This is a genomic window from Micromonospora sp. NPDC049497, assembly GCF_044465805.1.
Taxonomy (GTDB): domain Bacteria; phylum Actinomycetota; class Actinomycetes; order Mycobacteriales; family Micromonosporaceae; genus Micromonospora.
Genome location: NZ_JBITMC010000009.1, coordinates 106,722 through 121,448, shown reverse-complemented (window position 1 = coordinate 121,448; position 14,727 = coordinate 106,722). Strand labels below are relative to the sequence as shown.

8 protein-coding genes are annotated in these 14,727 nt (G+C 72.6%); all 8 read left to right on the top strand.

The genetic code is table 11. The features are described 5' to 3' along the window. Positions 1–246 precede the first annotated feature (246 nt). A complete protein-coding gene (locus tag ACIBR0_RS15155) occupies positions 247–1,212 on the top strand; it encodes a fatty acid desaturase family protein (RefSeq protein WP_396715919.1) in 966 nt (321 codons plus the stop codon). Positions 1,213–1,242: 30 nt separating this feature from the next. Beyond that, on the top strand, positions 1,243–3,012 hold the full coding sequence (locus tag ACIBR0_RS15150) for a SidA/IucD/PvdA family monooxygenase (protein WP_396715917.1): 1,770 nt from the start codon (positions 1,243–1,245) through the stop codon (positions 3,010–3,012). Continuing rightward, complete coding sequence (locus tag ACIBR0_RS15145) at positions 3,009–3,215, top strand: MbtH family protein (protein ID WP_357032905.1); 207 nt, start codon at positions 3,009–3,011, stop codon at positions 3,213–3,215. Before ACIBR0_RS15150 ends, ACIBR0_RS15145 begins: the two co-directional genes overlap by 4 nt. Then, the gene (locus ACIBR0_RS15140) at positions 3,212–4,888 is read left to right on the top strand and encodes a carbamoyltransferase N-terminal domain-containing protein (RefSeq protein ID WP_396715915.1); all 1,677 of its coding nucleotides are present in this window, start codon (positions 3,212–3,214) and stop codon (positions 4,886–4,888) included. Before ACIBR0_RS15145 ends, ACIBR0_RS15140 begins: the two co-directional genes overlap by 4 nt. After that, positions 4,881–5,963 carry an amidinotransferase gene (locus ACIBR0_RS15135; RefSeq protein WP_357032898.1) on the top strand — a complete coding sequence of 361 codons (1,083 nt, stop codon included), beginning with the start codon at positions 4,881–4,883 and terminating at the stop codon, positions 5,961–5,963. The genes ACIBR0_RS15140 and ACIBR0_RS15135 overlap by 8 nt, the downstream gene beginning before the upstream one ends. Positions 5,964–6,023: 60 nt before the next feature. Next, the gene (locus ACIBR0_RS15130) at positions 6,024–7,817 is read left to right on the top strand and encodes an ABC transporter ATP-binding protein (RefSeq protein WP_396715913.1); all 1,794 of its coding nucleotides are present in this window, start codon (positions 6,024–6,026) and stop codon (positions 7,815–7,817) included. Then, positions 7,814–9,610: an ABC transporter ATP-binding protein gene (locus ACIBR0_RS15125; RefSeq protein ID WP_396715911.1), complete on the top strand. Its 1,797-nt coding sequence runs from the start codon at positions 7,814–7,816 to the stop codon at positions 9,608–9,610. Before ACIBR0_RS15130 ends, ACIBR0_RS15125 begins: the two co-directional genes overlap by 4 nt. Before the next feature lie 170 nt (positions 9,611–9,780). Continuing rightward, complete coding sequence (locus tag ACIBR0_RS15120) at positions 9,781–14,727, top strand: amino acid adenylation domain-containing protein (protein WP_396715909.1); 4,947 nt, start codon at positions 9,781–9,783, stop codon at positions 14,725–14,727.

Below are 14,727 nucleotides of genomic sequence, written 5' to 3'. Positions count from 1 at the left end.
GTGGTCCGACGACCGCGCGGCGCGTCGCTGTGCGTACACATATCCGCCATTCCAAATGGCGAATGTGCACAGTTGGACGCCGGGCGCGGCATCGTTGACAGCTGCCGGCCATGGCTAGCGTCGTCGCCGTATCCCGGGCCCCGTAGGTCACGGCCCAATTCCTGACGCTCGGCGCATCTGCGCCGGTGAATCGACACGTCGGTGAATCACCGGGCAGGTCCGCAGCGTACGAAAGGTGCTGGTGAAATGGTCGACGCCAAGCCGCGACAGTTCTGGCGCAACAGCCCGGCCGACGCCATCCTGCTCGCGATCACTCTCACCCAGTTCGCCGGCACGATCGCGCTGGCCGCCCTGACACCGGACGGACTCTGGCCACGGCTCGCCTCGGCGGCGCTGGTCACGGCCATGATGACGTACTCGATCATCGTGGTCACCCACCTGTTCGTCCATCAGCCCTGGTTCACCGACAACCGCCTGAATGCCGTGTTGTCGATGATCAGCTCGGCGAACATCGCGCAGTCGGTGCAGGGCTACCACCTGACCCACGTCCGCAACCACCACCGGTACAACAACGACCGCAAACGCGACGGGACCACCGCCGACATCACCTCCACCTACCGGTACAGCCGCGACGACGGGCACGCCCCGCTCTGGTGGTACCTGGTCTGCGGCCTGGCCTCCTCCGCGCAGGAGTGGGTGGCCACCTGGGGGACGCTGCGCCGCGGCGGCGGGGTCGGCCCGCGCGAGACCACCCTGCTGGGGCTGGCCTCGCGCAACCCGGCCCGGCGCGCCGCCGAGCTCAACCAGATCAGGTACGACCGGCTCGCGCAGCTCGCGTTCACCGTGCTGCTCGCGGTCCTGTCCTGGCAGTGGACCCTGCTCTGCTACCTGCCCTCGGTGGCGCTCGCGTTCACCCTGGTCAACGTCCAGAACTACTACCGGCACTTCGGCGCGGAGCCGGAGAGCCGGTACGCGAACTCGGTGAGCCACTACGGCCGGCTGTACAACCTGCTGACCTTCAACGACGGCTACCACCAGGAGCACCACCTGCGCCCCGCGACGCACTGGAGCCGGCTGCCCGAGGTCGCCGAGCAGTACCAGGAGCGCCTCGACGAAGCCGGACGCGTGGTCTCCCCGGTGCCGGCGCTGGTGGGCTTCCTGGACACCGGTCGCGTCGCCCAGCGCTCACCCGCGACACCGCCCGTCGGATGAGCCGGTAAGTCGTCGAGGAAGGAGCGGTACGTGAAGGATCTCGGCACGCCGGACGATCCGTACGATGTGCTCGGTCTGGGTTTCGGACCGTCGAACATCGCTCTCGCGATCGCCGCCCAGGAGATCGCCCCCGATCGCAGCTGCCTGTTCCTGGAGCGGTCGCCGGACGTCTGCTGGCACGAGGGCATGCTCATCGACGGGGCACGCATGCAGATCTCGTTCCTCAAGGACCTGGTGTCGCTGCGCAACCTCGCCAGCCCGTTCACCTTCCTCGCCTACCAGAAGGCCAAGGGGCGGCTGGAGAAGTTCGTCAACCTCTCCGAGTTCCGGCCCACCCGGCTGGAGTTCCAGGACTACCTGCGGTGGGTCGGCGGGCAGTTCGCCGGCATGGTGCGGTACCGCTCCGCGGTCACCGCGGTGACGCCGGTCCGCGACGACGACGGCACGCTGTCGCTGTGGCGGGTGACGGCCACCGACACCGCCACCGGCGAGGTCGTCGAGTACCACGCCCGCAACGTGGTGCACGCGCTCGGTGGCGTGCCGATGGTGCCCGCCGGTGTCACGACCGGCCCGGCCGTGGTGCACTCCAGCGCGTTCCTGTCGCAGTTCCCCGGCGCCTTCACCGACCACGACCGGGAGTGGGAGTTCGCGGTCGCGGGAGACGGGCAGAGCGCCGGCGAGATCACCCACTATCTGCTGGACCACTACCGCAACGCCCGCGTCCACCTGGTCCTGCCCGGGTACTCGCTGCGCGCCACCGACAACAACCCGTTCGCCAACGAGCAGTTCTTCGAGGCCAACGCCGACGAGTTCTACTCCCGCAGTGAGGAGAACCGGCGCGACTACGCGGCCCGGCTGCGCAACACCAACTACGGGGTGGTGGAGGCGGGTTTCCTCGACAACCTGTACCGGCTGGTCTACGCCGACGAGGTACGCGGACGGACCCGGCTCGTGGTGCACGACGGCTCCCGGCTGACCCGGGCCGAGGCGGACGGCGGGGGAGTGCGCATCGGCGTGCACAGCCGCTTCGGCGCCGGGTCCCACGAGCTGCGCGCCGACGGACTGGTGCTGGCCACCGGGTACCGGCGGGAGCTCGACACGCGGATGTACCGGGCCGTCCTGCCGCACCTCGAACTCGGCGACGACGGCCGGCCGGTGGTCTCCCGCGACCACCGGGTGCGCTGCGCCGAGGAGCTGACCTGCGGGCTGTACGTGCAGGGCCTCGCCGAGGCGACGCACGGGCTCGGCGACACGCTGCTGTCGCTGCTGCCGTTCCGGTCCAAGCAGATCGTCACCGCCATCGTGAAGGACGGCGGCTCCCTGGCGCGGGCGTTCCCCGCCGCGCGGGACGGCGCCGAGGCCATGGTCGCGCAGATCGAGCGGTGCGGTTCCGGCACCGTGGTCAGCGCCGGACCCTCGGAGTTCCCGGTCGTGACCCGGCTGCCGCTGACCCTGGACCGCTCCCGCGGCCGGCAGGGCGTGCTGTTCGGCGTCCTGGACCGCACCGAAGCGACGCCGCTGAGCGACGGCGGCAAGGTGCTGGCGGTGTTCGACCCCGGCCCGGTGCCGTCCGGGCCGCCGGCCGGCAGGCCGATGTCGGTCGACGTCCGCGGGCACGTCCGGCTGGTGAGCGACCGCGACCGGATCGCCGCGCACCTGGCCCGGCTCGGCCCGGCAGGACCGGCGGGCCCGCCCGGCGCCACCGTCGGGATCGAGATCGAGATCGAGATGCTGTCCGGCCGCGTCCACTCGACCCAGGAGCCGCAGGCCGTCCGAACCGAGAACGAGGGGCAGTCATGACCGACACCGACGAGACGTACGTGGTCGTGCGCAACGACGAGGAGCAGTACTCGATCTGGCGGTCGGACCGCCCGGTGCCGGCGGGGTGGACGCCGGTCGGCGAGCCGGCGTCCCGCGAGGAGTGCCTGGCCCGCATCGGCGAGCTGTGGACCGACATGCGGCCGGCCAGCCTGCGAGCGGCCATGAGCAGGTCCCAGCGATGATCGTCTGCGGGATCAAGGTGTCCCACGACGGCGCGGTCGCCGTCCTCGACGGGCGCCGCCTGATCTTCAGCGCCGAGATGGAGAAGATCGGCAACGGCCGCCGCTACAGCGCGCTCGGCGACCTCGACCGAATCTCCGCCGTCCTGGCCGACCACGGGCTCGACGTCGCCGACGTGGACCGCTTCGTGATCGACGGGTGGTGGTCGGAGGACGACGGGCCGACCCGGATCGACACCCTGTCCGGCGGGAAGCCGGTCAGCGTCGCCACCGCGCCGTACGTCGCCGACCCGTTCGTGCCCGCCCCTCCGCCGCGCTACACCTTCACCGGCATCGCGGGCAGCCCGCTGGCCGGGGGATACAGCAGCTACCCGCACGCGAGCCACCACCTGTACGCCAGCTACTGCACCGGCCCGTACGCGGGGCAGAGCTCACTGGGCCTGGTCTGGGACGGCGGCACGCTGCCCCGGCTGTACCTCGTACGCCCCGGGCGGCCGGTGACCGGCGAGTACCTGGGTCCGCTGTTCGGCCTGGTCGGTGACGCGTTCACGTACTTCTGCCTGGCGCTGGAGCCGTTCCACCGGCCGCTGGACGGGCTCACCGAGGTGCAGATCGTCGAACACCATCTCGGCACCGCCGGCAAGGCGATGGCGTACGCCGGCCTGGGTGGCGTCGACGACGACGTGCTCGCCGCCCTTGACAAATTCGTCGCCGAGCTGGGCGCCGAGTCGTTGGGCCCGGAGGTCGGCACCACGCTGGCCGCCCGCTGCGCCGCGCTGTTCCCGTCGCACTCCAGCGCCGACCTGATCGCCTCCTTCCAGGAGTTCATCGGACGGACGATGGTCAGCGCGCTCACCGACGCGGTGGCCCGGCTCGAACTGCCCGCACCGCTGCCGATCAGCCTCGCCGGCGGGTGCGCGCTCAACATCAAGTGGAACAGCATGATCCGCTCCAGCGGGCTGTTCACCGGTGTCTGGGTGCCGCCGTTCACCAACGACTCCGGCGCCGCCATCGGCACCGCCCTCTGCGAGGTGCTGACCGAGGGCGGTGATCCGGCGCTGGAGTGGAACGTCTACTCCGGACCGGCCGTCACGCCGAGCCGGCCGGCGCCCGGCTGGACGGCGCGGCCGTGCGACGAGGCGCAGCTGGCCGCGCTGCTGCACACCACCGGTGAGCCGGTGGTGGTGGTCGACGGCCGGGCGGAGCTGGGGCCGCGGGCACTCGGCAACCGCAGCATCATCGCCGCCCCGGTGGCACCGGCCATGAAGGACGAGCTGAACCGGATCAAGCACCGGGAGCCGTACCGCCCGGTCGCGCCGATCTGCCTGGAGTCGGCGGCGGCCTCGGTCTTCGACCCCGGCGGCGCCGACCCGTACATGCTCTTCGACCACCGGCTGCGTCCCGGCTGGGCGCAGAAGGTGCCGGCCGTCCTGCACCTCGACGGGACGGCCCGGCTGCAGACCATCCGGCCGGACACGCCGCACACCAGGGTCGGCCGGGTGCTCGACGAGTACCACCGGATCAGCGGGATCCCCCTGCTGTGCAACACCAGCGCCAACCTGGCGGGGCACGGGTTCTTCCCGGACGTCGCCACCGCCACCGCCTGGGGCGGCACGTCGTACGTGTGGTCCGGCGCAACCCTGTACACCGACGAGCGGAGGACGAAGCGTGCCTGAGGCAGAGGGGGCGACCGGGTCACCGGTGCGTGCCTACAACGAGTGGGACCCGCTGGAGGAGGTCATCGTCGGCACCGTCGACGGTGCGCACTTCCCGCCGTACGACACCGTGACGGCCGCGCCGCTCTCCCCGGAACAGCGGGCGGTGTTCCGGGAGCAGGCCGGCAAGCCGTTTCCGGCCGACCAGATCGCGGCCGCCCGCGACGAGCTCGACCAGCTCGTCGAGATCCTGACGAACCACGGCGTGCGGGTGCGCCGGCCGGACCCGCGCGACCACGGCCTGTCGTACGGCGCGCCCGGCTGGACCAGCACCGGCCTCTACGACGCGATGCCGCGCGACCTGCTGCTGGTGATCGGCGAGCAGATCATCGAGGCGCCGATGGCCTGGCGGTCGCGCTACTTCGCCAGCTCCGCCTACCGGCCGCTGCTCAAGGAGTACTTCCGCGGCGGCGCCCGGTGGTCCGCCGGCCCGCGCCCGGAGCTCAGCGACGAGCTGTACGTCGAGGGCTGGACCGACCAGCCCGACGGCGAGCCGTTCCGGTCGGTGATCACCGAGTTCGAGCCGACCTTCGACGCGGCCGACTTCATCCGGTGCGGCCGGGACATCTTCGTGCAGCGCAGCCATGTCACCAACATGATGGGCATCGAGTGGGTGCGCCGGGAGATCGGCGACGAGTACCAGGTGCACGTGGTCGACCTGGTCGACGACCATCCGATGCACATCGACGCGAGCCTGATGCCGCTCGCGCCCGGCAAGCTGCTCATCCACCCCGACCGGGTGGTCGAGGTGCCGCGCCAGTTCAAGGACTGGGAGATCCGCCGCGCGCCGGAGCCGGTCATCCCGGACGGCCACCCGCTCTACATGACCAGCAAGTGGATCAACATGAACGTCCTGATGGTGGACGAGACCCATATGCTGGTCGAGGCCGAGGACCGGCCGATGCAGGAACTCGCCGAGAGCTGGGGCATCACACCGCTCCCCTGCCCGTTCCGGAACTTCAACAGCTTCGGCGGCTCGTTCCACTGTGCCACGACGGACGTCCGCCGGCGCGGCGAGCTCCGGTCCTACTTCTGATTCCGGCGCAGCGAGGGTTCTACTACTGAGTCCGGCACAGCGAGTGGCAGGGAAGGCGCGATGGCAGACCAGACTACCGCCGGGCGGTTCAGGCAGATCCGGCGATCCCGGGCGTTGCTGCTCGCTGCCTTCCGCGCCCATCCCGGCCCGATCCTCACCGGCCTCGCCGGCTCGCTGCTGTACGGCACGAGCCTGGTCGCCTGGTCGGTGGCGCTGGGCGAGCTGGTCAACAACGTGGTGATTCCGAGGTTCGACGACGGCCGGATCGCCAGCGGCACGATCGTCGCCGTGCTGCTGGTGGTGGCCGCGGTCGGTGTGTTGCAGGGGGCGGCGGGACTGATCCGGCGCTGGTCGCTCGTCGTGACCAGGGCCCGTTTCGACGCCACCCTGCGAGACACCGTCGTCGAGCGCTACCACCGCCTGCCGATGACCTACCACCAGGCCCACCCGACCGGGCAGAAACTGGCCTACGTCACGACCGACGCGGAGGCGGCCGCCGAGCTGCCGGCCCGGCTGCCGGACGTGCTCGGCATGTTCGTGCTGTTCGTGGTCACCGCCGGCTGGGCGGTGGTGGTCGACCCGGTGCTGGCCCTGGTCGGCGGCGCGATGATCCCGGCGTTGCTGCTGGTCAACTCGGTCTACCAGAAGCAGGTCGCGGGGCCCGCCCAGGACGTCCAGGATCGGCTGGGGCGGGTGACCGAGGTCGCCCACGAAAGCTTCGACGGCGCAGCCCTGGTGAAGACGCTCGGCCGTGGCCGTGCGGAGCGGGACCGGTTCGCCGCGGAGGCGGCAGGCCTGCGCGACGCGAAGATCAAACTGGCCGTCCGTGACTGGATGCTGGACTCGCTGATCGAGTCGATCCCGACCGCCACCTCGCTGATCATGGTCGTCGTCGGCGCGTTGCGGGTGAACAGCGGAGAGATCACCGTCGGCGCCCTGGTCAGCTTCGTCAACGTGTTCGCCATGCTGGTGGTTCCGGTACGCACCATCGGCAACGTGCTCGGCGACGTGCCGCGCATGCTGGCCGGGTACGCCCGGGTCCAGTCGGTGCTCGACGAGCCGCTGCCGCCGCCCGCGGCGGATCCGCAGCCGCTGCCGGACGGCCCGCTCGACGTGGCGGTCCGCGACCTCTCCGTCACCTACCCGGGCGGCGCGGCCGCGCTGCGCGGCGTCAGCTTCCACGTCCCGGCCGGCGCCACCGTCGCGATCGCCGGCGGCACCGGGTCGGGCAAGTCCACCCTGCTGCTGGCGCTGGCCGGCCTGCTCCGGCCGTCCGGCGGCACCGTGCTGCTGAACGGCGCTGATCTGAGCCGGATCAGCCCGGCCGAGCGCGCGACGGCCATCGCGGCCGCCTTCCAGGAGCCTTTCCTGTTCGCGGGCTCGCTCGCCGAGAACGTGCTGCTCGACTTCGACGGCGCCGCCGCGGCCGACGCCGGTCCGCGGCTGGACGAGGCGCTACGCCTGGCCCGGGCGAGAACCCTGGTCGACGGCCAGCCCCACGGGGCGGACACGCCGGTCGGCGAGCGCGGCGTCACGCTCTCCGGTGGGGAACGGCAACGCATCGCCCTCGCCCGGGCGCTGGCCCGCCGGCCGCGGTTGCTGCTGCTGGACGAGGCGACCTCCGCCGTCGACGCCACCACCCGGCAGGAGATCATGAGCGGCCTCACCGCCGGGCTGACGTCCACCACGACGATCGTCGTCACCACCAGCGCCGCCACGCTGGCCCTCGCCGACGCCGTCGTCTACCTCGACCAGGGCCGGGTGGCCGGTGTCGGCGCCCACGCCGACCTGCTGCGGCTCGACGGCTACGACCGGCTGATCCGGGCCTACGAGCGAGAGCGGGTGCAGGCATGACCGAGATCGAGCCGGCCGACCCCGAGAGCGTCACCGGGTCGACGACCGCGGTGATCCGCCGCGGCCTGGCGGCCATCCCGCAGATCCGTCAGGGCCTGGCGCTGACGGTCGTTCTCGCCCTGCTCGGCGGGATCGGCCGGCTCGCCGTACCGGTGCTGATCCAGCAGGTCATCGACAGCGGCCTCAGCACCGGTCACATCAGCGGCAGCCGGTTGCTGGCGCTCGGCACGCTGGCCGGGCTCGTCGTGGCGATCACCGCCGTGATCAACTGGGCGAGCCTGGCGCGGCTCGCGATCGCCAGCGAACGCGCGCTGTACGACCTGCGGGTCCGCGCCTTCAGCCACGTGCACCGGCTGAGCGTGGCGTACCACTCGGCCGAGGCGCGCGGGAAGCTGGTGTCCCGGGTGACCTCCGACGTCGAGACCCTCAGCATGTTCCTGCAGTGGGGCGGTATCGCGTGGCTGGTCAACGGCGCCATCATGCTGGCCGCCCTGGCCGGCATGGCCTTCTACGACATCACGCTGACCGCGGTCACGCTCGTGCTGACCGTGCCGTTGCTGCTGCTGGTCCGCATGGTGGTCGGGCGCCTCGGCCCCGCACACACCGCAGTCCGGGTCCGCGTCGCCGAGCTGCTCACGGTGATCTCGGAGACGATCCAGGGCACCGCCGTCATCCGCGCCTACGGCGTCGTGGATCCGAGCCTGCGCCGCACCAGGGCCACCATCCACCGGTGGCGGGACTCGCGGATCCGCGCCGGGTACCTGGGCGGCCTGCTGTTCTCCCTCGCCGACCTGTTCGCCGTGATCATCGTGGTCGGTGTCGTGGCGGTGGGGCTGGCCTTCGGCCCGTCCACCGGGCACACCGCCGGGGAGCTGGTGGCCTTCATCCTGCTGGTCACCCTCTTCCTGGCGCCCATCACCGAGTTCACCCAGGTCATCGACTTCACCCAGAGCGCGGTCGCCGGGTGGCGGCGCGTGCTGGCCCTGCTCGACGTCGCCGAGGACATCGCCGAGCCGGCCGACGGCCGGCAGCTGCCGCCCGACCCGCCCGCTGTGGTCGTCGAGAACGTGGTCTTCGGCTACCCCGGCGCCGGCGTGACGCTGCACGACGTGTCGTTCGAGGTGCCCGCCGGCCGCCAGGTCGTGCTGGTCGGCGCGACCGGATCCGGCAAGACGACGCTGACCAAGCTGATCGCTCGGCTGGCCGACCCGGACCGCGGCCGCATCCTGATCGGCGGCGTGGACGTCCGCGAGATCGCCACCGAGTCGCTGCGCTCGCGTCTGGTGGTCGTGCCGCAGGAGCCGTTCCTCTTCGACACCACCGTGCAGGAGAACGTCCGCTACGGCCGCCCGTCCGCCACCCGCGCCGAGATCGAGCAGGCCTTCCGCGAGCTGGGCGCGGAGGCGTTCCTCGCCGGCCTGCCGCACGGCCTGGACACCCCGGTGGGGCAGCGCGGCGAGAGCCTGTCCGCGGGGCAGCGACAGCTGGTCGCCCTGGCCCGCGCCCACATAGCCGGCCCGGCCTGCCTGATCCTCGACGAGGCCACCTCGGCCGTGGACCCCGAGATCGAGCTGACACTCATCGAGGCGCTGCGCCGGCTGACCGCCGGGCGTACCTCGGTGACCGTCGCGCACCGGCTGGCCGTCGCCGAGCGGGCCGACGAGGTGATCGTGCTCGACGGCGGCCGGCTGGTGGAGCGTGGCCGCCACGACGAGCTGCTCGCCGCCGACGGCGCGTACGCCGGGCTGTACCACGACTGGCGGCAGGCCACCGCCGACAGCGCCCGCGCCTGAGGTTCACGCGTTCTCCGCCTTTCGACGCCCTCCGCGGGGTTCCTCTAGCCTGCTGAGGTATTGCTCGACGCCTTGTCCGACCGAGCACTTTGCACACTTGGAAACGGTGGCAGATCCCCGTTCCCCCTGCGCGATTCCACGCCCTTTCGGATTACGGAGGCAGGCGATCCATGTCCCATTTCTGCGTACATCATCTGATCGAGGCACAGGCGGCGCGGACGCCGGCCGCGCCCGCGATCGTGTCCGGCGACGGAGTCCTGAGCTACGCCCACCTCGACGAGCAGGCCGGGCGGCTGGCCGGCCTGCTCGCCGCACGTGGTGTACGCCCCGAGACCCGGGTCGGGCTCGCCGTCGAGCAGTCAGCGCGCTGGCTGGTGACGCTGCTCGCCGTCTGGAAGGCCGGCGGCGTCTACGTCCCGGTCGACGCCGCGCTCCCCGCCGAACTGGCCGCCTCGATGCTGGCCGACGCCGAGGTGGAGCTGCTGCTGCACGCCGGATCCGGTCCGGTGCCGTCCGGTTCCGGTTTCGCGGTCGTCGAGCTGGCCGAGCTGGCCGGGATGGCCGCCGCGGGCCCGGTCGACGGGGCGGCGCCGACGATGCGGCCGGACAACCTCGCCTACTGCATGTTCACCTCCGGCTCCACCGGCCGGCCGAAGCCGGTCGGGATCTCGTACGCCTCCCTGGCCGGCCACGCCGCCGGCATCCGCGCGGAGCTGGACCTGCGACCGGTCGACCGGTTCCTGCAGTTCACCTCGATGGCCGTCGACGCCTCACTGGAGGAGGTGCTGCCGGTCTGGCTCGCCGGCGGGGCGGTCGTGCTGCCGGACGCGCCGCGGCCGACGAGCGTCGAGCTGACCGGGTTGATCAACACGCGCGGCGTGACCGTGGTGAGCCTGCCCAGCGCGTACTGGCACCAGTGGACCGACGACCTGCGTGCCGGGGTGGTGACGCTGCCGGAGACCCTGCGCACGGTCTTCATCGGCGGCGACAAGATTCGCATGGACAAGCTCGCCGCCTGGACGGCGGTCGTCGGCGCACGGCCGGTGCGGTTCGTCGCCGACTACGGGCCCACCGAGACGACGATCAGCTGCACCACGTACCGGCCGGATCCGGCGGACCTGCCCGACACCGGGCTCGTGCCGATCGGCCGGCCGCTGCCCGGGATGACCGTCTACCTGCTCGACGACGACCTGACGCCGGTGGCCGACGGAGAACCGGGCGACGTGTGGATCGCCGGCTCCGGGCTGGCCCGCGGCTACCTGGGCGCACCCGCGGCCACCGCCGACCGGTTCACCCCCGACCCGTTCGGCCCGCCCGGCACGCGCATGTACCGCAGCGGTGACCGGGCGGCGCTGCTGCCCGACGGCAACCTGCAGTTTCTCGGCCGCTCCGACCGCCAGGTGAAGATCCGCGGATTCCGGGTCGAGCCCGGCCAGGTGGAGAACGCGGTGCGGGCCTGCGCCGGTGTCCGCGACGCCGTCGTGGTCGCCGCCGACGACCCGGTCTCCGGCGCGCGCCTGATCGCCTACGTCGAGGCGGACGCGGCGCCGGACGCCGAGACCGCGCTCCGCACCGAGCTGGCCCGCCGGCTGCCCGCTGTCATGCTCCCGCAGACCGTCGTCCGGCTGGACCGGATCCCCCGGTCCCCGCTGAGCGGCAAGGTTCTCCCGGCCCAGTTGCCACCGCCACCGGCCGTCGCCGACCGGCCCGCCCCGGCCGTGCCGACCACCGGGGAGCAGGCCATCGCGGGTCTGGTCGCGGAGGTGCTGGGCCGGTCGCCCGGCGCCGACGAGGACTTCTTCGCGGCGGGCGGCGACTCCCTGCGCGGACTGCAGCTGCTCAGCCGCATCGCCCAGGCCACCGGGGCGGCGCTCACCTTCGACCAGCTGCGCTCGGCGCCGACCATAACCGGCCTCACCGCGCTGGTGGGTGGCGCACGACGGTACGAGCCGGGCCTGGCAGCCGTCACGCCGGCCGGCGAGCACGGCGAATGGCGGCCGGTGTCCCGTGGCCAGGCTGCCCTCTGGTACCTGGACAAGCTGCACCGCGGCGCGGCGACGTACGCCGTACCCCTGGGGTACTGGATCTCCGGTCCGCTCGACGTCGACCGGATGGACGCCGCGCTCACCGAGCTGCTGACCCGGCACGAGGCGCTGCGCACCACCCTCGCCGAACGCGACGGCCGGGTCTGGTCCCGGCTCCAGCCGCCGGCGCCGGTCCGCACCCGGGTGACGGCCGTGGCCGACCGCGCCGCCGCGACCCGCCGCGCCGAGGCGGACGCGGCCCGGCCGTTCGACCTGTCCACCGGCCCGCTGCTGCGCTCCTCCTGCTACCGGGTGGACGACGAGACCCACCTGTGGCTGCTCGACGTGCACCACAGCGCCTTCGACGCCTGGTCGCTCGGGGTGTTCTGGCGCGAGTTCGCCGCGCTGTACCAGGGCCGCCGACTGCCTGAGCCGACCGTGCGGTACGCCGACTACGTCGCCTGGCAGGAGCGCTGGCTGGCTTCGCCGGAAGCGGCCGAGCAGCGGCGGTACTGGACGGACCGGCTCGCCGGCGCCGCGCCGGTGGTGGAGCCGGGCCGCTCGACCGGTGCGCCGGGGCAGGCCGGGTTCTCGATACCGCTCGCTCTCGGCGGGCTCGGACCGGCCCAGGTCGAGGAGGTGGCCCGGGCCTGCGGTTCGACCCCGTTCGGTGTGCTGCTCGCCGGCTTCCTCGCCACGCTGCACCGGATGACCGGCGGCGCCGACGACATCGTGGTCGGTGTCCCGATGGCCGGCCGGGGCCGGGCGGGCACCGAGGAGCTGATCGGATACGTGGTGAACACCGTGCCGCTGCGGATGCGGTTCACACCGCGGATGAGTTTCCGGGAGCTGGTGGAGCGCACCGACGCGGCGCTGGCCGAGGCGCTGTCCCGGCAGGACCTGCCGTTCTCCGAGATCGCCGGCGGCGTCGCCCAGGGCGGGGACGCCACCGAAAACCCGGTCTTCGAGACCATGTTCGTCCTGCAGTCCACCCCGATGGACGACGGCGGCTCGATCGACGGCCTCGAGATCACCGAACAGCTGATCCACTCGGGGACCGCCAAGATGGCGTTGACCTGCACGCTGCGGCTGGACCCCGGGGGAGTCACCGGCGAGGTGGAGTACGCCACCCGCCGCTTCGACCGCCCGTCCGCCGGCCGCTGGCAGGACGCCCTGGTCACGCTCGTCGCGTCGGCGGTGGCTGACCCGTCGGCGCGGCTGGCCGAGTTGCCGCTGCTGGCGCCTGCCGCGGCCGCCGCCCAGGTCACTGCGATCAACGCCGACCACCGGGACCGTGGCGCCGCCGGCACACTGCTGCACGACGGTTTCCGCGCGGCGCTGGCCCGCGACCCGTCGGCGGTGGCCGTGCAGGCCGGGACGACTGCCGTCAGCTACGCCGAGCTGGACGCCCGTGCCGAGGCGGTCGCGGCCACCCTGGCCGCCCAAGGCATCGGCCCGGAGGCGCTGGTCGGTGTCTGCGTCGAGCGCTCGGTCACCTCGGTCGCGGCGGTGCTCGGTGTGCTCCGCGCCGGCGCCGGGTTCGTGCCGCTGGACGCCGGATATCCGGCCGAGCGCCTGCGCTGGATCGCCGCCGACTCCGCGATGGCCGCGGTGATCACGTCCGCGGCTCCGGACGGGCTGGAGGGCGTGCCGGTCATCGACCCGGCCGCCGCCACCGCGAAGGACGGCCCGGACGTCGCGATACACCCCCGCAACACGGCGTTCGTCTACTACACCTCCGGTTCGACCGGCCAGCCCAAGGGCGTGATCATCGATCACGGCTGCGCGGCGTCGCGAGTGGAGTGGATCGCCCACCGCTACCAGCTGGGCCCGGGCCGCCGGGTGGTGCACAAGACCCCGCTGATCTTCGACGTGGCGATCTGGGAGATCTTCGCGACGCTCGGGGCCGGCGCGACGGTGTTGCTGGCCGAGGCCGGCACCGAGACCGACGTGCCGTACCTGGCCCAGTTGCTCGCCGCGCCGGACACCGTGCTCGCCCACTTCGTCCCGTCGATGCTGGACATGTACCTGGCCACGGTCTCCGCCACCAAATACCCGGACCTCGACCGTGTGCAGACCTCCGGCGAGGCGGTACCGGCCGCGCTGCTGCGCCGCTTCGCCGCTCACTTCGACGTCGAGCTGGACAACGCGTACGGCCAGACCGAGACGTCGGAGGTCGCGCTCTGGAGCGGCCGGGACTTCCCGGACGGCGGCGGCGTCCCGATGGGCCGGGCCGTCAACGGCTACCGGCTGTTCGTGCTCGACGAGGCGTTGCAGCCGGTCACCCCCGGCGTCGTGGGCGAGCTCTACGTCGCCGGCGTCGACGGCCTGGCCCGCGGCTACCTCGGCCGGCCGGGCCTCACCGCCGAACGTTTCCTGCCGCACCCCTGGCCGGTGACAGCGGGGGAGCGGATCTACCGCACCGGCGACCTGGCGGTCCGCGACGACGACGGCCTTCTGCACTACGCCGGGCGCTCCGACGGGCAGGCCAAGGTCCGGGGCGTCCGGGTGGAGCCCGGCGAGATCGAGGAGGTGCTCCGCGGCCACCCGGCGGTCGAGCAGGCGGCCGTGCGGATCCGGGAGGACGAGCCCGGGACCAAGGAGATCGTCGCCTACCTGGTGGGGCCCGGCGCGGACGTCACCGACGTGGCGGAGCACGCGGCCGGTTACCTGTCCCGGTACCTGCTGCCGGCGGTCTACGTGAAACTCGACGCGCTGCCGCTCACCCCGTCCGGCAAGGTCGACCGGCAGGCGTTGCCGGCGCCGACCGCGCAGGACCGCGGCGCCCGCGCCGGGGTCTCCGAGACCACCTCGCTGATCGAGTCGCAGCTCGCCGAGGTGTGGCGTGACCTGCTGAACGTCGAGCAGATCGGCCGGCGGCAGAACTTCTTCGAGGCCGGCGGCACCTCACTGTCGGCCCTGCAGATGCTGCACCGGGTCAAGACCCGGTTCCGGGTGGCGGTCACCGTACGACAGTTCTTCAGCGCGCCGACGATCGCCGGTGTCGCTGAGTTCCTGGAGAAGGCGCTGGTCGCCGAGCTGGCCGCGCTCTCCGACGACGACGCCGCGCACCGCGGCGGCCAGGAGGGATGA